The organism is Paraburkholderia sp. SSBN10T (assembly GCF_056619545.1).
This window is the reverse complement of the sequence record NZ_JBWQQI010000012.1, coordinates 42,489-60,961: the sequence shown is the minus strand read 5'-3', so window position 1 is coordinate 60,961 and position 18,473 is coordinate 42,489. Positions and strand designations below refer to the sequence as shown.

The following is an 18,473-nucleotide window of genomic DNA, read 5'->3' as shown; positions in this document are numbered from 1 at the left end:
TAAGGGAATGAAAACAACAAATCGCCTCGTAGTCGCCACCTTGATCGTCGGTTCGCTAGTTATGTCGGGCTGTGCGTATAACAGCAGTTCGGCCGACGTCTACACGGCGTCGCAGGCGCAGCGCGAAGAAACGGTCCGCATGGGCACCGTCGATAGCGTGCGCGCCGTGAAGATCAGTTCGAACAACGGCCAGCCGAGCGGCCTCGGCGCCATCGGCGGCGGTGCGTTGGGTGCCGTGGCCGGCAGCGCGATCGGCGGCGGCCGCGGCTCGATCGTCACGGGCATCATCGGCGGTATCGCCGGCGCGGTGGCCGGTAATGCAGTCGAGAACGGCGTCGCCATGCGCGACGGTCTCGAGATTACCGTGCGTCTCGATAACGGCGACATCCGCGCCATCACGCAAAGCGCGACCGGCGAGATATTCCAGGCCGGCGACCGGGTGCGGCTGCTCTCCAGCGGCGGCGTGACGCGCGTCACGCACTAGGTTTCCCCTGTACCGCTTGCGCCGCTCGTCGGCGCCGCGGCGACCTCAAACGCATGCGCTTCCCTGCAGATTGCTGCGGTGCATGCGTTTTTTTTCGCCCACAGCAAATGCACATAGGCAACGCACCTGAGCCCACGCAGCAGGCAAAAAAAATCCCGCCGCCGGAAACCCAGCGACGGGACGGTGATTGAGCAGCGTGACTGGCGAGCTACTCAATCATCGGACACATCAAGATGTGCCTAACGACTCGTCAGCCTATTACGGACGGCTGCCGGTCGGGAACGGCCATGCTGCAGCCGGGTTCAACGCGGTCTTCACCGTAGCTGCCGGTGCTGCGCTCGTTGCGGCGGGAGCAGCAGGTGCCGGTGCAGCCTTCTTCGCAACAGCCTTCTTCGGAGCAGCAGCCTTCTTCGCAGGGGCAGCGGGGGCCTTGGCGGCCTTCTTCGCAGGGGCCTTGGCAGCCTTCTTCGCAGCAGGAGCCTTGGCAGCCTTCTTCGCAGGCGCCTTCTTGGCAGCGGCCTTCTTAGCCGGTGCTGCCTTCTTGGCAACCTTCTTCGCTGCAACCTTCTTCACTGCAACTTTCTTGGCTGCGACCTTCTTTGCCGGCGCTGCCTTCTTCGCCGCAACCTTCTTCACTGCGACTTTCTTGGCTGCAACCTTCTTAGCCGGTGCTGCCTTCTTCGCTGCAACCTTCTTCACAGCGACTTTCTTGGCTGCGACCTTCTTCACTGCGACTTTCTTAGCAGCGACTTTCTTTGCCGGTGCTGCTTTCTTCGCTGCAACCTTCTTCACAGCGACTTTCTTAGCGGCGGCTTTCTTTGCAGTTGCCATCATTTTCTCCTTCAGGTTTTCAGATGAGAGTCAGTTCAAACTACACCCTTCGTCAAAACCCGCTTCCCGCGGACGCTTCTCAGGGCGCGCGCTACGAAGCGGGCTATTCATCGGCGTACGCAGTTGCTGCGCGCTTACGCTAATGAATACGGTAAGGCGCGCCGTGCCATTGGGCACCGCGCGCCAAGTCCAGTCGGCGTCGGATTCCGACGCCGGCAATCGTTTGATCGGGCCGCCGGCCTTGGGGCCAGCGGCTTTTTCCGGGGGGAAGTTTGCCCATCCCACTGAAGGGTTCGCAAAGTGCCTGTCATGTTTGTGGGCCGCTAAGGCACCGGGCACGCTTTGCATCAGGCGGTTCTGCTCCTAACCATAATTGCCGCGGCCTCGGCCGGCGGCATCCCCATCAAAGAGTTCGCATTCCAACTGCGTTCAACCGCAGCGCACCCGGGATCACTCCCAGCTCAGCGCACCGCCGGTCTGATATTCAATCACTCGCGTCTCGAAGAAGTTGCGTTCCTTCTTCAGGTCGATCATCTCGCTCATCCACGGGAACGGGTTTTCCTCGTTCGGGTACAGCGGATCGAGGCCGATCTGCTGGCAACGGCGGTTGCAGATGAAGCGCAGATAGCTCTTGAACATCGACGCATTGAGGCCGAGCACCCCGCGCGGCATCGTGTCTTCTGCGTAACGATATTCAAGGTCGACCGCTTGCTTGAAGATTTCGCGGATTTCCGCGCGGAACTCAGCCGTCCACAAGTGCGGATTTTCGAGTTTGATCTGGTTGATCAGGTCGATGCCGAAATTGCAGTGCATCGACTCGTCGCGCAGGATGTACTGGTACTGTTCCGCCGCGCCGGTCATCTTGTTCTGGCGGCCGAGCGCCAGGATTTGGGTAAAGCCGACGTAGAAGAACAGCCCTTCCATCACACAGGCGAACACGATCAGCGAGCGCAGCAGCGTCTGGTCTGCCTCGACGGTCCCGGTCTTGAAGGCCGGATCGGTCAGCACGTGGATGTACGGAATCAGGAATTCGTCTTTCGCGCGGATCGAGGAAACCTCGTGGTACGCGTTGAAGATCTCGCCTTCGTCGAGACCCAGCGATTCGACGATGTACTGGTAGGCGTGCGTGTGGATCGCCTCTTCGAACGCCTGGCGCAGCAGGAACTGGCGGCATTCGGGCGCCGTGATGTGGCGGTAGGTGCCCAGCACGATGTTGTTGGCGGCGAGCGAATCTGCGGTAACGAAGAAACCGAGGTTGCGCTTGACGATGCGGCGCTCGTCTTCGGTCAGGCCGTTCGGGTCTTTCCACAGGGCGATGTCGCGGGACATGTTGATTTCCTGCGGCATCCAGTGGTTCGCGCAACCGGACAGATACTTCTCCCACGCCCACTTGTACTTGAACGGCACGAGCTGATTGACGTCAGTCTGGCCGTTGATGATGCGCTTGTCGGCGACATTCACGCGCGCTTCGGAGACGGCGGCCGGAACGGCAGCGGCGCCTTGAGCGGCAGATTGGGTAGCGGCACGGACAGCGACGGGAGCGACAGCGATGTCGTTCGCGAAGATTTCCTGAGCCGAGGGAGTGTGAAGAGCGGGACGCGTTCCGACTTGCGTACCGACAGCCGATCCCGAGGCGTTGCGCAACTCGTTCAGTTGCGTCGCGCTCGAGGGAGTTACGGCAGTGATCTCGTCATCCCAGTTGAGCATAAATGTCACCATCAATTTAGAACGGTTTGTACCATCTTTTCACGAGCGATAAAAGAGTTCGCTGATGAAAAATCCTGTTTTCGATTCGCGTTGCGACCTTCATACAACACTTTGGTCAACAGACTGTCTCTGACGCCTCATGTGAAGCGATCAAAACGTGTGTTGCGTGGCTTCTGTGCGTCGCCCTGGCTGTTGCTGTTTCGTCGGCACGAGCAAGGCGACGTTCAATGTGCCGCAAGATCTGGCGAGCTTGAGTGGCTCGCATGCTGAGCGCTTCATGTCGAGCGCTTCGTGTTGCCTGTTACTGCTTTGCTGCTGCTTTGCTACAGCTTCGCTGCGTTTGCTGGTCAAGCGGTGCGGCTGCGTTCCGCGCCGCCACTCCGCTCACCTGCCTGCTCTACATCTTCTTCTCTCGTCCCGCTCTGCCTTGCTTCGTTCGGGTAACTACCCACCGCAAACCAGGCAGAAGCTCGCGAAGGACGAGTGCCCGGTCGATGCCTGACGAATGCCAGGCATCGACGCGTGCGTGTTACTGACAAGCCTCGCACTCTTCGAAACCCGGATCGCCCGGACGCATCATGCACACCGGACCGTCGGCTTCGGGAGCCGCTTCGACCGCGACCGCCGGCGCCGCTGCTGCCGCTTGCAGACCGCCCGACGCTGCGCCGCCGGCCACGCCGAAGCCGCCTGCCGCGCCGCCGCCGATGCCACCCGCGCCACCCGCACCTTCACCGCCGCCCGAGGACACCGCATTCAGCGCGCCGTGCGCTACCGTCGATTTCTCGACGTGGGTCGCCGCCATCGTGCGGAGGTAGTAGGTGGTCTTCAGACCGCGTAGCCATGCGAGCTTGTAGACCTCGTCGAGCTTCTTGCCCGATGCGCCGCCCATATAGATGTTCAGCGACTGCGCCTGGTCGATCCACTTCTGACGACGCGAGGCCGCTTCGACCAGCCACTTCGGATCGACTTCGAACGCCGTGGCGTAGATCGCGCGCAGGTCGGCCGGGATGCGGTCGATGCGCGAAAGCGTGCCGTCGAAGTACTTCAGGTCGGCGACCATCACTTCGTCCCACAGGCCGCGCGCCTTCAGGTCGCGCACCAGGTAGTCGTTGACCACCGTGAATTCGCCCGACAGGTTCGACTTCACATAGAGGTTCTGGAAGGTCGGTTCGATGCAAGCCGACACGCCGATGATGTTGGAGATCGTCGCCGTCGGCGCGATCGCCACGCAGTTGGAGTTGCGCATGCCGTAGGTGGCGATGCGCGAACGCAGCTCCGTCCAGTCGATCGACTCGCTCGCATCCACTTCCACATAGCCGCCGCGCGCTTCGGCGAGCAGCTTCAGCGTGTCCTGCGGGAGGATGCCGCGATCCCACAGCGAGCCGCGGTAGCTCGAGTAACGGCCGCGCTCTTGCGCCAGCTCGGTGGACGCGTAGTAAGCGTAGTAGCAGACCGCTTCCATCGACGTATCCGCGAACTTGACCGCCTCTTCCGACGCGTACGGCGTGCGCAGCAGATGCAGGCAGTCCTGGAAGCCCATGATGCCCAGACCGACCGGGCGGTGCTTCAGGTTCGAGTTACGCGCCTTGGCGACCGCGTAGTAGTTGATGTCGATCACGTTGTCGAGCATGCGCATGGCCACGCTGACGGTGCGCTTCAGCTTGTCGTGGTCGAGCACCAGCGTGCCGTCGGCCTGCTCCTTCAGATGGGCGACCAGGTTCACCGAGCCGAGGTTGCAGACGGCGATTTCGCTGTCGCTCGTGTTCAGCGTGATTTCCGTGCACAGGTTCGACGAGTGAACGACACCCACGTGCTGCTGCGGCGAACGGATGTTGCACGGATCCTTGAACGTGATCCAGGGATGGCCGGTTTCGAACAGCATGCCCAGCATCTTGCGCCACAGTTGCGCCGCCGGGATCTTCTTGAACAGCTTGATCTCGCCGCGCGCGACCTTGTCTTCGTAAGCTGTGTAAGCTGCTTCGAACTCGGCGCCGAACTTGTCGTGCAGATCCGGGCAAGTGGACGGCGAGAACAGCGTCCAGTCGCCGCCTTCGTGCACGCGCTTCATGAACAGGTCGGGAATCCAGTTCGCCGTGTTCATGTCGTGGGTACGGCGACGGTCGTCACCGGTGTTCTTGCGCAGCTCGAGGAATTCTTCGATGTCCAGGTGCCACGATTCCAGGTACGCGCACACCGCGCCCTTGCGCTTGCCGCCCTGGTTCACGGCCACGGCCGTGTCGTTGACCACCTTCAGGAACGGCACGACGCCTTGCGACTTGCCGTTGGTGCCCTTGATGTGCGAACCGAGCGCACGCACGCGCGTCCAGTCGTTGCCCAGACCGCCGGCGAACTTCGACAGCAGCGCGTTTTCCTTCAGCGCTTCGTAGATGCCGTCGAGGTCGTCGTCCACCGTCGTCAGATAGCACGACGACAGTTGCGAGCGGCGCGTGCCCGAGTTGAACAGCGTCGGCGTGGACGACATGAAGTCGAAGCTCGACAGCACGTTGTAGAACTCGATCGCACGCGCTTCGCGGTCGATCTCGTTCAGCGCCAGGCCCATTGCCACACGCATAAAGAATGCCTGCGGCATTTCGATGCGCACGCCGTCGCTATGCAGGAAGTAGCGGTCATACAGCGTCTGCAGGCCGAGGTAGCCGAACTGCAGATCGCGCCCGGCGTCGAGCGCGGCGCCAAGGCGCTTCAGGTCGTACTGTTGCAGCTTCTCGTCGAGCAGCTCGGCTTGCACGCCGCGCTTGATGAAGGTCGGGAAGTACTCGGCGTAGCGCGTGCTCATCTCAGCCTGCGTGACTTCCTCTTCGAGGATCTCGCGGCGGATCGTGTGCAGCAGGATGCGTGCGGTGACCTGGCTGTACGCCGGGTCTTTTTCGATCATCGTGCGCGCGGCGAGGATGGCCGAGTCGTAGACCTGGCTCATCGGCACGCCGTCGTACAGGTTCTTGACCGTTTCCGCGACGATCGGCTCGGCGCTCACGGCGTCGCCCAGGTTGGCGCAGGCCGACTCGATGATGCCGCGCAGCGCCGCCATATCCAGCGGGCGCACGACGCCGCCGTCCGTCACCGTCAGACCCGGCGCGCCGGCCGGCGCGTCAGCCGCGTCATGGCCGCGCTCCTGAGTGCGCTTCTCGCGATACAGCACGTACGCACGAGCGACGTTGTGCTCGCCGCCGCGCATCAGCGCGAGTTCGACCTGATCCTGGATGTCTTCAATATGGAAGGTGCCGCCGTTCGGACGGCTGCGCAGCAGCGCGCGCACCACGCTTTGCGTGAGCTGCTCGACCAGTTCGCGCACGCGTGCCGACGCCGCGCCTTGACCACCGTTGACGGCCAGAAAGGCCTTCGTCACGGCAATGGCGATCTTCGACGGCTCGAACGACACCACGCTGCCGTTGCGGCGGATCACCTTATAGTCGGCGAAGGTCGACTGCGGCGCGAGCGCCTGTGCGCCCGGCGCCTGGCCGCCGAAGTTCTGGCCAGTGGATGCGCCCTCGTAGCGGGTCGACGCGTTATCGGTGGTTTGCATGTGCAAAGCTCCTGGTCCTGGAAGTGTGCGAAGAGAATTCGCGGATTAATACGAACGCTGCGCCGCCGCGAGCGCAAGCGATGGGGTGCAGGAAAAAGGCCGGCTGAGCCGGGTGGCGGGATGCGGCAGCAATGAAGCCTGGTTCGAATCGTTGGTGGTCTTCATTGTCAGTGTCGCGATCACTTGCTAAGCCTCTTTCCTGAATACTGCTGGATGCTGCCGGCTCTCGACCGGCTGCGCCGCAGGAATGTTTTTTCTCGCCGCCTGGAATGCTTGCGGCGCCATGCCCGATGAGCGAAGCGCCGCCTGACAACACAACATATAGTGTTAAATCGAATCTACGGCACCAAGTATAGTGGAGATTCTGGACGGTGCAAATTGATTTATTTGGCCTTGCGGGGTTGACTTTTCACATCACGCCGCATGACGGCGCTGCCCGGAGAACAAGGCTGTGCCTTGCTCTGCGCATATTTCGTGAAAGTAGGCGAGGTGCCGGGCGGGGCCGCTACGGCGTTTTTCTGGAAAACTTGAGATAGGGGAAATACTGATCGGCGAGCGCGCTGTCGCGCTGCAGGCGCGGCCACTCGAAATGCGGCCCGGGATCGGTCTTGCGACCCGGCGCGATGTCCGAGTGACCAGCGAGCGCCTCGACCGGATAGCGCGCCGCCAGCGTCTTCACCAACGCGCCGAGCGTCTCGTATTGCGCCGCTTCGAACGCGGTTGCGTCGCTGCCTTCCAGTTCGATGCCGATAGAGAAATCGTTGCAACGCTCGCGGCCGAAAAAATTCGACGCGCCGGCATGCCACGCGCGCTGCTCACACGAGACAAATTGTTCGAGCGCGCCGTCGCGGTGGATCACGAAATGCGCCGACACGCGCACGCCGCGCAGATGGGTGTCGTAGTACGGGTGCGCATCGCAATCGAGGCGGTTCTGAAACAGCTCGGCAATCGCGGGGCCGCCGAACTCGCCGGGCGGCAGACTGATGTTATGCACCACGATCAGGCTCGGCACCGCGCCTTCGGGACGCGCCTCGAAGTTCGGCGACGGCAGCTTGCGCGCAGCCGTCACCCAACCCTCGGCGTCGACGGTGAAGCCAACGGTCATCGGGCGTTGCGGCCCGTCGGCCGCGCAGCGTGACGTTGCGCGTGAGCCGCGCAGCAGAACGGCTCGCCGGCGACGACCACCGAATCGCTCGCCGGCGCGTGCACGCCGCACTCGACGCAACGGATCATCGGCTCCGGGAGTTGCGGCCCGTTCGCCGCGCGCGCTTGCGCGCCGGCGCCATGACCTGCGGCCGCGCCGTTGCCGGCGGTACGACCGCTGCCGGGGCCACCGGGAGCGCCGGTACGCTGCGCGTTTTGCGCGTCGGCACGACGCAGCGCCTTCACCAGCCATTGGCCGATGACGAACATCAGGATCAGCAGAAAAATTTGTCGCATGGAACGATCACACCACAGGACGGTGCAACAGCACCTCGAATACGAAACGGCTGCCGACGTACGCGAGCAGCAGCGCCACGAACGACGCCAGCACCCAGCGCAACGCCGCGCGGCCGCGCCAGCCCGAAACCTTGCGGGCCGTCAGGAGCGCCCCGAACATCAGCCACGAGAGAATCGCGAACACGGTCTTGTGATCGAGCTGCAGCGCGCGATCAATCAGTTGTTCGCTGAACAGGATCCCCGACAGCAAGGTCAGCGTGAGCAACACGAAACCCGCGCTGATAAGACGGAACAGCAGCTTCTCCAGCGTGAGCAGCGGCGGCAGCGTGTCGAGCCAGCTCGACAGCCAGCCGTTGCCGGCCGCGGCGCCCTGGCGCTGCAGCACGCCGCCGCGCATCGCATGCAAACGGCGCTCCACCAGCAGCATCAGCACCGCATGGAGCGCCGCGATCGCAAACAGGCCGTAGGCGATGTTGGCGATCAGGAAGTGCAGCTTGAACATCGGAGCGGCCGCATATGACAGCACGCGGACACCGCCGAAGCCGAGCGGCAGCAGCGAGGCCACGCAGGCGAGCGGCAACACCAGCAGGCGCAGGCCGTCGAGCGGGAAGAAAAAGCTCTCGATCCAGTAAATGCCGGCGCCAAGCCAGAACATCGCGGAGAGCGCGAACGCGAAACCGAACACCATGGCGTTCTGCGGGAAGATCGTGGTATGCAGCAGCGCGCCGTGTGCGAGCAGCGCGACGAACAGCAGCAGGCGGCCCGGCGTGCCGAAGGCGGCAACGGCCGGAGCGCCGGATGCAGCCGGCAGGGCCGGCACGCTCTCGAGCACCGGCGCCAAGGCCGTGTGCCGGTGCGAACGCCAGCCCGCGACGGCGAGACCGCCGTACAGGAGCGCAGTGAGGGCATACAGTACAATATCCATATTCGAAGTTTACACTAGGCCCCTGCTCCGCGACGTAACCCGCTTCGCGCTCCGCTCCGGCCGCACTGTTCATCGCTCCCCATGCTCGACAATCTGACTCAACGGATGGCGCGCGTCGTCAAGACGCTGCGCGGCGAAGCCCGGCTCACCGAGGCGAACACCCAGGAGATGCTGCGCGAGGTGCGCCTCGCCCTGCTCGAGGCCGACGTAGCGCTGCCCGTCGTGCGCGAATTCATCGCCAAGGTGAAAGAGAAGGCGCTCGGCGAGGAAGTCATCAGCAGCCTCTCGCCTGGCCAGGCGCTGGTCGGCGTGGTGCAGCGCGAGCTGACTGCGATCATCGGCGGCGACTACGAAGGCAAGGCGGTCGAACTCAATCTCGCCGTCACGCCGCCCGCCGTCATCCTGATGGCCGGCCTGCAAGGCGCCGGTAAAACCACCACGGTCGGCAAGCTCGCCAAGCTCTTGCGCGAGAAGTACAAGAAGAAGGTCCTCACCGTCTCTTGCGACGTCTATCGCCCCGCCGCTATCGCGCAATTGAAGACGGTGACCGAGCAGGTCGGCGCCGACTTCTTCCCGTCGGAACCCGATCAGAAACCGGTGGATATCGCCCGCGCGGCGGTCGACTGGGCCAAGCGCCACTATCACGACGTGCTGCTGGTCGACACGGCCGGCCGTCTCGGTATCGACGAAGCGATGATGCAGGAAATCGCCGCGTTGCACAGCGCCTTGAAACCGGCCGAAACATTGTTCGTGGTCGACGCGATGCTCGGCCAGGACGCGGTCAACACAGCCAAGGCGTTTAGCGACGCGCTGCCGCTCACCGGCGTCGTGCTGACCAAGCTCGACGGCGACTCGCGCGGTGGCGCCGCGCTGTCGGTGCGCCATGTCACGGGCAAGCCGATCAAGTTCGTCGGCGTCGCCGAAAAGCTCGACGGCCTGGAGATTTTCTATCCGGACCGGATGGCGAACCGGATTCTGGGCATGGGCGACATTCTCGCCCTCGTCGAGGAAGCGCAGCGCGGCGTCGACGTACAAGCCGCACAGAAGCTCGCCGACAAGGTCAAGAAAGGCGGCGACTTCGACCTCAACGATTTCCGCGCGCAGTTGACCCAGATGAAGAGCATGGGTGGCCTGTCGTCGCTGATGGACAAGCTGCCCGCGCAGTTCCAGCAGGCCGCGGCGGGCGCCAACATGGGCATGGCCGAGTCGCAGATGCGCCGCATGGAAGGCATCATCAATTCGATGACCCCCGCCGAGCGCGCCAAGCCCGAGCTGATCAAGGCCACCCGCAAGCGCCGCATCGCAGCCGGCGCGGGTGTGCAGGTGCAGGAGGTCAACCGGATGCTGAATCAGTACGAGCAGATGCGCACGATGATGAAGAAGCTGAAGGGCGGCAACCTGCAGAAGATGATGCGCGGCATGAAAGGCATGCTGCCCGGCATGCGCTAGATGATCCGGATCTGCCGGGTCATCTCTTACGCTTACGCCCAAGGCGCGCGTTTCGGGACGCGCGGGTATATGCTGTAGCGCGCGCCGTCGTTCTTTCTCACACTAATGTATACAGCTACCGCCCGCCAGACGTCATGAATCGCGAAGAAGCTCTCCACATATTCCGCCACTCCGAAGAAATCGTGTCGGCCCACGACGTCAACGCGTCGATCAGCGGAATGGCCGCGGCCATCGCTGCCGAAATGAGCGAGGAGTTCCCGCTCGTGCTGTCGGTAATGGGCGGCGCGGCCGTGTTCACCGGCATGCTGTTGCCGCACCTCGATTTCCCGCTCGAATTCGACTACATCCACCTGACCCGCTACCGCAACACCACCAAGGGCGGCAGCGAGATGCAGTGGCGCGTGGCGCCGGCCGAATCGGTGAAGGATCGCGTCGTGCTGGTGCTCGACGACATCCTCGACGAAGGCGAAACCATGGCCGCGATCCGCGACCGTATCCTCGAGATGGGCGCGAAGCGCTTCATGAGCGCGGTGCTGTGCGAGAAGATCATTCCGAAGGCCAAGCCGCTGCGCCCGGACTTCTGCGGCTTCGAAGTGCCGGATCGCTACGTGTTCGGTTGCGGGATGGATGCGAAGGGATACTGGCGCAACCTGCCCACGATTCGCGCGTTGACCGACGGGGCTTGAGCGACGGCACTTACTGCGCTTCGAGGCGTTAAAAAAGCGGCCCATGGGCCGCTTTTTGTTTGCCGCAGCGGCGACGCACTTGCGCTGCGGCGGTGGTAAGTCGCTGCGCACGACTCACAGTTGGTGCACGAACGAGCGGATCCCGCCCAGGATCATCTCCACGGAGATCGCCACCAGCACCAACCCCATCAGCCGCTCGAACGCCATCATCGTGCGCTCGCCGAGCCACTTCTGGATGCGCTCCGCCAGCATCAGGACAATCGCGCAGACCAGCATCGTCACCGTCAGCGCGCCCATCCATTCCAGCGTCTTCCCGGGCGCCTGCGAGGTCAGCAGCATGACCGTCGCCAGCGCCGACGGACCAGCCAGCGCGGGAATCGCGAGCGGTACGATCAGCGGCTCGCCGCCGCGCGTGTCGTTGCCGAACGGGCCGTCCGGATGCGGGAAGACCATGCGGATCGCGATCAGAAACAGCACGATCCCGCCGCCGATCCGCAATGACTGGTCGGTGAGATTCATCATCCGCAGAAAGCGGTCGCCGATCACCATGAACACCAGCAGGATCACGAAGGCGATCGCCACCTCACGGAGGATGACGACCGCGCGCCGCTCCGGCGCCACCCCGCGCAGGCAACTGATGAAGAGCGGGATGTTGCCGAGCGGGTCGGTGATCAGAAGGAGCAGGACGGTCGCAGACAGGAAGTTGTACTCCACCGTCCGCTCCGTTTAGTGCGCCAGTGCTGCGCGAACCTTCTCCGTCACCACAAGCGCGGCGCCTTCGACCGGCAGCAGGGTCGCTTCGGTATCGCGGCGGCCCTGATACTCGATCTTGCCTTCCTTCAAGCCGCGATCGCCGATCACCAGACGGTGCGGCACGCCGATCAGCTCCCAGTCGGCGAACATCACGCCCGGGCGCTCGCCGCGATCGTCGAGGATCACGTCGACGCCCGCCGCGACCAGTTCCGCGTACAGCTTGTCGGCCTGTTCGCGCACGGCTTCGCTGCGGTCGTAGCCCATCGGGCACAACACCACTTCGAACGGAGCGATCGCTTCCGGCCAGATGATGCCCTTGTCATCGAAGTTCTGTTCGATCGCCGCGCCGAGAATACGCGTCACGCCGATACCGTAGCAGCCCATTTCCATCGGCTGCGGCTTGCCCGTCTCGTCCAGATACGTGGCGTTCATGGCTTCCGAATACTTCTTGCCGAGCTGGAACACGTGGCCCACTTCGATACCGCGGCAGATGTCGAGCACGCCCTTGCCGTCCGGCGACGGATCGCCCTTCTTGACGTTGCGGATGTCCGCGACGACCGGCTCCGGCAAATCGCGGCCCCAGTTGACGCCGGTGATGTGGTAATCCACCTCGTTCGCGCCGACCACGAAGTCGCTCATGTTCGCGACCGTGCGGTCTGCGACCACCTTGACCGGCTTCTTCGTGTTGATCGGGCCGAGATATCCCGGCGGCGTACCGAAGGTCTCGACGATCTCAGCTTCCGTCGCCATGCGGAACTCGGCGAGACCCGGCAGCTTGCCCGCCTTGATCTCGTTCAGGTCATGGTCGCCGCGCAGCATCAGCAACCAGATGGTCGGCTCGGCGCCTTCGTTTTCCGTGGCGAGCACGATCGACTTGATGGTGCGCTCGAGCGGGATGTTCAGCAGCTCAGCCACCGCCTCGCACTTGGCCTTGCCCGGCGTCGCCGTTTTTTGCATCGGCTCGGCCGCGGCCGCGCGCCCGGCGCTCAGCGGCAACGCTTCGGCCGCTTCGACATTGGCCGCGAAATCCGAAGTCGGGCAATAGGCGATCGCGTCTTCACCGGTGTCGGCGATCACGTGGAACTCATGCGAACCGCTGCCGCCGATCGAGCCGTTGTCCGCCGCCACTGCACGGAAGTCGAGACCGAGGCGCGTGAAGATCCGCACGTAGGCGTCGTACATCTTGCGATACGACTCCTTCAGGCCGTCCTGATCCTTGTCAAACGAGTACGCGTCTTTCATGATGAACTCGCGGCCGCGCATCACGCCGAAACGCGGACGGATCTCGTCGCGGAACTTCGTCTGGATCTGATAGAAGTTCACCGGCATCTGCCGGTAGCTCTTGATCTGGTTGCGGGCGATGTCCGTCACCACTTCTTCGTGCGTCGGTCCGATCACGAAATCAGTCTGCTTGCGGTCCTTGAAGCGCAGCAGTTCCGGCCCGTATTTCTCCCAGCGGCCCGACTCCTGCCATAACTCGGCAGGCTGCACCGCCGGCATCAGCAGTTCGATGCCGCCTGCCCGGTTCATTTCCTCACGCACGATGGCTTCCACCTTGCGGATCGAGCGCAGACCGACCGGCAGGTAGTTATAGATACCGCCGGCCACGCGGCGGATCATGCCGGCGCGCACCATGAGCTTGTGACTGACGATTTCGGCGTCGGCAGGGGCTTCCTTCAGGGTGCCGATAAAGAAACGGGTGGCTTTCATTCAGAATTTTCCAAAAGCGGCGGCGCCGGAGCGACCGCCCGAAAGGTGAAAACGGTGGGGAATTCGACAAAGGCGCGACAAAGACGTCACGAACGCGCGGCAAACCTGCGGAAAAACCCTTAGGCTGAAGCCGTCGCCATACCTGCCACGGCGATGCCGCTACGCCGGATGGCCGACAGGCTACCGCAAACGCGCGCCCTTTGCGGCAAATCGTTCCAATCCGGTGCGATTCGGTGCGTCAGGCCCGTTATCTGTTTATAATCAAAGCAATTTTAAAGGATTCGAAGGTGGTTGTATGCTGGATCGTGAAGGCTTTCGCCCGAACGTCGGCATCATCCTCTTGAACGCGCACAACGAGGTGTTTTGGGGCAAACGGCTCCGTGAACATTCCTGGCAGTTTCCGCAAGGGGGCATCAAGTATGGTGAGACCCCCGTGCAAGCGATGTATCGGGAGTTACACGAAGAAACCGGCTTGCTTCCGGAGCACGTCAAGATCATCGGTCGCACGCGCGACTGGTTGCGCTATGAGGTGCCGGACAAGTTCATCAAGCGTGAAGTACGCGGTCACTACCGCGGCCAGAAACAGATCTGGTTCCTGCTTCGGATGGTTGGGCGCGACTGCGATATTTGCCTGCGCGCCTGCGATCATCCGGAGTTCGATGCATGGCGCTGGAACGAGTACTGGGTGCCGCTCGATTGTGTGATCGAGTTCAAGCGGGATGTGTATCAGTTGGCGTTGACGGAGTTGTCCCGTTTTCTGCGCCGTGCTGCGCCGCGTACGGAAAAACCCGGTGGCCATCACGGGCCTCGCTATCCCCGGATAGCGTCGACCGTGACGGAATTGCAGGAGGTGTCTGCCACGACCGTCACGGTCGAGACTACGATTCGCACGACGATCGAGTCCGACTGCGGGGCCGTCGACAACGCCCTGACCCAGCCGGGTCTGCGCGATTAAACCCGGTGCGGCTTTCAATGCCGCATCTGCCGGAGCGGCTCATGAGGAGCCGCTCCGGCGTTTCGAGGAAATCATATTGAAAGCACTTGCTCTCGTCGTGGCGTGCGCCGCCACCGGCGCCCTGCTGGCTGGTTGTTCGGGCACACCCAAACCTTCCAACAAGGATGACAGCGCGTTTACGTATCTGTTAGACCGCAAACCCAACTGGACGGAAAACAAGGTCGACACGCTGCCCTCGCTGCCGTTGGCCGGCAATCTGATCCCGTTCGATGTCTCGGGCAACACCCCGCTCACGTTCGCAGTCGACGGCAAGTCGCTGAGCGTCGGCGACGACGGCGTGGTGCGCTATACGGTGGTCGTGACGAGCCCGAGCGGCGCGCACAACGTGAACTACGAAGGGATCCGCTGCGATACGTACGAGTGGCGCCAGTACGCGGCCCTCAACGCAGATCACGACGGCTGGGACGACACGGTCGCCACGCCGTTCGCACGGATCGAGAACGGCACACTGAACGCGTACCAGGCATCTCTCTATCAGGACTACTTTTGCGCGAACAAGATTCCGACTGGCACCGCCAAGCAGATCCTGGAGAACTTGCGTTATAAAAAGACTGCCACCTCGCTGATTCGGTGAGCGGGCCTCGCAGACTCGCTGGATATTCTTTCAGCGAGTTTTCTTTGAGTCATTGAGTCTTGCCGCCCGGCGCGTGCCGTTCGGTCGGCGTCAGGTTTAAAAAAAGCCGTTCCAACCTGGGTTGGAACGGCTTTTTTGTCAGTGTCTTTTGCGTTCGTCTTTTGCGTTCGTCTTTTGCGCCCGCGCAGAGCACCCGCCTCAGACCAACACGAGGTTGTCCCGGTGGATCAACTCCGGCTCCAGCATGTAGCCGAGCACGCCTTCAATCTCACCGCTCGGGCGGCGCTGAATCAGCTTGGCTTCGGCGCTGCTGTAGTTCGTCAGGCCGCGCGCGACTTCGCGCCCTGCCGCGCTCAGGCAGGCAATCACCTCACCACGCGCAAACGCACCCTGCACGCCGATCACACCGATCGGCAAAAGGCTCTTGCCGCCTTCTGTCAGCTTCTCGACCGCACCATCGTCGATCACCACGTGGCCGCGCACTTGCAGGTGGTCGGCCATCCACTGCTTGCGCGCCGCCATCCGCGCAGTGCGAGCGATCAATTGCGTGCCGATCGCCTCGCCCGTGGCCAGACGCGCCAGCACGTCGGACTCGCGGCCGCTCGCGATCACGGTGTTGGCGCCGCTATGTGCTGCGCGTTTGGCCGCGAGAATCTTGGTCAGCATGCCGCCGCGACCGAGGCTCGAACCCGCGCCACCGGCCATCGCCTCGAGTTCCGGCGCGCCGGCGTCGGCCTGCTGGACTAGCGTGGCCGATGGGTCCTTGCGCGGATCCGCAGTGAAGAGACCTTGCTGATCGGTAAGGATAATCAGCGCATCGCCTTCGATGAGATTGGCTACTAGCGCGCCCAGTGTGTCGTTATCGCCGAACTTGATTTCGTCCGTGACGACCGTGTCGTTCTCGTTGATGATCGGCACCACACCCAGACGCAGCAACGTCAGCAAGGTGGAGCGGGCGTTCAGGTAACGTTCGCGATCGGCCAGGTCGGCATGGGTCAGCAGGATCTGCGCGGTGCGAATCGAATGCTCGGCAAAGCGGCTCTCATACACCTGCGCGAGCCCCATCTGCCCGACCGCAGCCGCGGCCTGCAACTCGTCGATTTCGCGTGGACGTTTGGTCCAGCCAAGCCGCTGCATGCCTTCGGCAATCGCCCCTGAACTCACCAGCACGACCTCTTTGCCCTGCGCGCGCAACGCGGCGATCTGCGCCGCCCAGCGGCCGATCGCGGCATGATCGAGGCCCCGCCCGTCGTTGGTGACGAGGCTCGACCCGACTTTCACTACCAATCGCCTGGAGTCTGCGATGACGGAACGCATTGTGCGCGGTCTCCCAAGATAATCCGTGATGCCGGCCGGCGGCCCGATGCGGACGCGCCGGCGCTCAAGCCATGCCAGTTATTCCTGCGGCCGGACCGGCTCGCCCTGCTCGCCCGAACCGCTCGAAGCTGCCCCTTGCTGCTTCTCACGGAAGCGCACGTCCGCGGCCAGATCTTCGGCCTCGGCCTGGCGCTGCGCGTCCGAGTGGGCGGCGATATGGTCGTACACCGCGTAGACCAGTGCTTCGCAACCTTGACCCGTCAGGGCCGAGATTTCGAACACCGGGCCGTCCCAGCCGAAGCCCTCGAGGAACGCCGCGACACGCGCTTCACGCTCGTCTTCGGGGACCATGTCGAGCTTGTTCAGGACCAGCCAGCGGGTTTTCTCGAACAGCAGCTCGTCGTACTTGCGCAGCTCGTTGACGATCGCCCTCGCTTCGGCCACCGGATCGACCGCCTCGTCAAACGGCGCGATATCGACGATGTGCAGCAACAGGCCCGTACGCTGCAAATGGCGCAGGAACTGGTGCCCGAGGCCCGCGCCTTCTGCGGCGCCTTCGATCAGGCCAGGAATGTCGGCGATCACGAAGCTGCGGCTCGGGCCCACGCGCACCACACCCAGATTGGGCGCGAGTGTGGTGAACGGGTAGTCGGCAATCTTCGGCTTCGCGTTCGAAACCGAGGAAATGAAGGTGGACTTGCCCGCGTTCGGCATGCCGAGCAGTCCGACATCGGCCAGCACCTTCAGTTCGAGACGCACCATGCGGCGCTCGCCTGGCTTGCCGTCGGTCTTCTGACGCGGCGCGCGGTTCGTACTGGACTTGAAATGCAGATTACCAAGACCGCCCGCGCCGCCCTGGGCGATCTGGACGCTCTGGTTGTGCTCGGTCAGATCGGCGATCAACTCGCCGGTTTCCATGTCCGAAATGATCGTGCCGACCGGCATGCGCAGCGTCACGTCATCGCCGCCCTTGCCGTAGCAATCCGCGCCGCGGCCGTTTTCGCCGTTGCGCGCCATATGCTTCTTCGCGTAGCGGTAGTCAATCAGCGTGTTGATGTTGCGGTCCGCCACAGCGTAGACGCTACCGCCGCGGCCGCCATCGCCACCATCCGGACCCCCGAACGGGACGAATTTCTCGCGGCGCATCGACGCGCTGCCATCCCCTCCGTCGCCGGCGATGACTTCAATCCTCGCTTCGTCAATGAACTTCATGCGTAACTCCGTCCCGTGTTTTATCGCTATTTTGCCGTGCCCGCTGTGCGTTGGCCAATCGACCGATCGGCTATCCGCGCGGGCTCACGGCAACAATTTCAGCCATGAATCTGCAATGAAAAAGGCCCCGCCAACTTCGCGGGGCCTTTGTTCCGGTCCTGAAGCCCGTGCCTGGATAGACTCAGACTGCTGCCGGGACAACGTTGACCATGTGCTTCTTTGCTGCGCCCTTGGTCGAGAACTGGACGTGGCCGTCCGTCAGCGCGAACAAGGTGTGATCCTTGCCGATGCCGACGTTCTCACCCGGGTGCATACGCGTGCCGCGTTGACGCACGATGATGCCGCCAGCGTTGATGGCTTGACCGCCGTAAACCTTCACGCCGAGACGCTTCGACTCGGAGTCGCGGCCGTTACGTGACGATCCGCCTGCCTTTTTGTGTGCCATTTGATAGCTCCTTAACCGGTGCGCTTACGCGTTGATCGCGTCAATGCGCAGTTCGGTGTAGTTCTGGCGGTGGCCGCCATGCTTCTGGTAGTGCTTCCGGCGACGCATCTTGAAGATAGTCACTTTTGCGTGACGACCTTGCGACACGACGGTAGCCTTGACGGAAGCCCCACTGACCAGCGGCGTACCGAACTTAATCGATTCGCCTTCGCCCACTGCGAGAACCTGGTCGAGCGTGATTTCAGCGTCAATGTCTGCCGGTATCTGTTCTACTTTAAGTTTTTCGCCGACGGCAACTTTATACTGCTTGCCACCGGTTTTTATGACCGCGTACATTGAGAACCTCACTCTGTGTTCATTTTCCCCACGCACCACGCGCGGAAA

At 63.0% G+C, this 18,473-nt stretch carries 18 protein-coding genes; 5 read left to right on the top strand and 13 right to left on the bottom strand.

Translation table 11 applies throughout. The annotated features are described in order from the left end of the window. Window positions 1–7 precede the first annotated feature (7 nt). Window positions 8–484, top strand: a complete 477-nt coding sequence (locus AC1ECK_RS19310; protein WP_480321667.1) for an outer membrane lipoprotein — start codon at window positions 8–10, stop codon at window positions 482–484. A 258-nt stretch (window positions 485–742) separates the two neighbouring features. Here AC1ECK_RS19310 and AC1ECK_RS19305 read toward each other — a convergent pair whose 3' ends face one another. The 7 genes from AC1ECK_RS19305 to AC1ECK_RS19275 all read right to left on the bottom strand — a co-directional run bounded on the left by AC1ECK_RS19305 (window position 743) and on the right by AC1ECK_RS19275 (window position 8,928). Further along, a complete protein-coding gene (locus tag AC1ECK_RS19305; protein WP_480321665.1) occupies window positions 743–1,315 on the bottom strand; it encodes a histone H1-like DNA-binding protein in 573 nt (190 codons plus the stop codon). Window positions 1,316–1,345: 30 nt separating this feature from the next. Beyond that, on the bottom strand, window positions 1,346–1,663 hold the full coding sequence (locus AC1ECK_RS19300) for a hypothetical protein (RefSeq protein ID WP_480321663.1): 318 nt from the start codon (window positions 1,661–1,663) through the stop codon (window positions 1,346–1,348). Between the two features lie 102 nt (window positions 1,664–1,765). Then, window positions 1,766–3,022, bottom strand: coding sequence for a ribonucleotide-diphosphate reductase subunit beta (locus AC1ECK_RS19295; protein WP_480321661.1), 1,257 nt, complete (start codon window positions 3,020–3,022; stop codon window positions 1,766–1,768). A 529-nt stretch (window positions 3,023–3,551) separates the two neighbouring features. Further along, on the bottom strand, window positions 3,552–6,563 hold the full coding sequence (locus tag AC1ECK_RS19290; protein ID WP_480321659.1) for a ribonucleoside-diphosphate reductase subunit alpha: 3,012 nt from the start codon (window positions 6,561–6,563) through the stop codon (window positions 3,552–3,554). A 505-nt stretch (window positions 6,564–7,068) separates the two neighbouring features. Further along, window positions 7,069–7,668, bottom strand: a complete 600-nt coding sequence (gene ampD, locus AC1ECK_RS19285; RefSeq protein ID WP_480321657.1) for a 1,6-anhydro-N-acetylmuramyl-L-alanine amidase AmpD — start codon at window positions 7,666–7,668, stop codon at window positions 7,069–7,071. Continuing rightward, window positions 7,665–8,003, bottom strand: a complete 339-nt coding sequence (locus AC1ECK_RS19280; RefSeq protein WP_480321655.1) for a PP0621 family protein — start codon at window positions 8,001–8,003, stop codon at window positions 7,665–7,667. The genes ampD and AC1ECK_RS19280 overlap by 4 nt, the downstream gene beginning before the upstream one ends. Window positions 8,004–8,010: 7 nt before the next feature. Next, window positions 8,011–8,928, bottom strand: a complete 918-nt coding sequence (locus AC1ECK_RS19275) for a cytochrome C assembly family protein (RefSeq protein ID WP_480321653.1) — start codon at window positions 8,926–8,928, stop codon at window positions 8,011–8,013. 81 nt (window positions 8,929–9,009) lie between these two features. Between AC1ECK_RS19275 and ffh the strand changes: the two genes are divergently transcribed. Beyond that, the gene (gene ffh, locus AC1ECK_RS19270) at window positions 9,010–10,377 is read left to right on the top strand and encodes a signal recognition particle protein (RefSeq protein WP_480321651.1); all 1,368 of its coding nucleotides are present in this window, start codon (window positions 9,010–9,012) and stop codon (window positions 10,375–10,377) included. A 134-nt stretch (window positions 10,378–10,511) separates the two neighbouring features. After that, on the top strand, window positions 10,512–11,063 hold the full coding sequence (locus AC1ECK_RS19265; protein WP_480321649.1) for a hypoxanthine-guanine phosphoribosyltransferase: 552 nt from the start codon (window positions 10,512–10,514) through the stop codon (window positions 11,061–11,063). A 114-nt stretch (window positions 11,064–11,177) separates the two neighbouring features. On the opposite strand, the gene AC1ECK_RS19260 is transcribed toward AC1ECK_RS19265, so the two are convergent. Further along, window positions 11,178–11,777 carry a MarC family protein gene (locus AC1ECK_RS19260; RefSeq protein ID WP_480321647.1) on the bottom strand — a complete coding sequence of 200 codons (600 nt, stop codon included), beginning with the start codon at window positions 11,775–11,777 and terminating at the stop codon, window positions 11,178–11,180. Window positions 11,778–11,789: 12 nt separating this feature from the next. Continuing rightward, window positions 11,790–13,526, bottom strand: coding sequence for a proline--tRNA ligase (locus AC1ECK_RS19255; RefSeq protein ID WP_480321645.1), 1,737 nt, complete (start codon window positions 13,524–13,526; stop codon window positions 11,790–11,792). 295 nt (window positions 13,527–13,821) lie between these two features. Here AC1ECK_RS19255 and AC1ECK_RS19250 point away from each other — a divergent pair, with 295 nt between their 5' ends. Both AC1ECK_RS19250 and AC1ECK_RS19245 read left to right on the top strand, forming a co-directional pair. Continuing rightward, window positions 13,822–14,481, top strand: a complete 660-nt coding sequence (locus tag AC1ECK_RS19250; RefSeq protein WP_480321643.1) for an RNA pyrophosphohydrolase — start codon at window positions 13,822–13,824, stop codon at window positions 14,479–14,481. 76 nt (window positions 14,482–14,557) lie between these two features. After that, a complete protein-coding gene (locus tag AC1ECK_RS19245; protein WP_480321641.1) occupies window positions 14,558–15,115 on the top strand; it encodes a CNP1-like family protein in 558 nt (185 codons plus the stop codon). Between the two features lie 198 nt (window positions 15,116–15,313). On the opposite strand, the gene proB is transcribed toward AC1ECK_RS19245, so the two are convergent. The 4 genes from proB to rplU all read right to left on the bottom strand — a co-directional run bounded on the left by proB (window position 15,314) and on the right by rplU (window position 18,425). Beyond that, window positions 15,314–16,432, bottom strand: a complete 1,119-nt coding sequence (gene proB / locus AC1ECK_RS19240; protein WP_480321639.1) for a glutamate 5-kinase — start codon at window positions 16,430–16,432, stop codon at window positions 15,314–15,316. A gap of 78 nt (window positions 16,433–16,510) precedes the next feature. Further along, complete coding sequence (gene cgtA / locus AC1ECK_RS19235) at window positions 16,511–17,644, bottom strand: Obg family GTPase CgtA (RefSeq protein WP_480321637.1); 1,134 nt, start codon at window positions 17,642–17,644, stop codon at window positions 16,511–16,513. A gap of 181 nt (window positions 17,645–17,825) precedes the next feature. Further along, window positions 17,826–18,089: a 50S ribosomal protein L27 gene (gene rpmA, locus AC1ECK_RS19230; protein ID WP_480321635.1), complete on the bottom strand. Its 264-nt coding sequence runs from the start codon at window positions 18,087–18,089 to the stop codon at window positions 17,826–17,828. 24 nt (window positions 18,090–18,113) lie between these two features. After that, window positions 18,114–18,425, bottom strand: coding sequence for a 50S ribosomal protein L21 (gene rplU, locus AC1ECK_RS19225; protein WP_007180329.1), 312 nt, complete (start codon window positions 18,423–18,425; stop codon window positions 18,114–18,116). Between the last annotated feature and the right edge of the window lie 48 nt (window positions 18,426–18,473).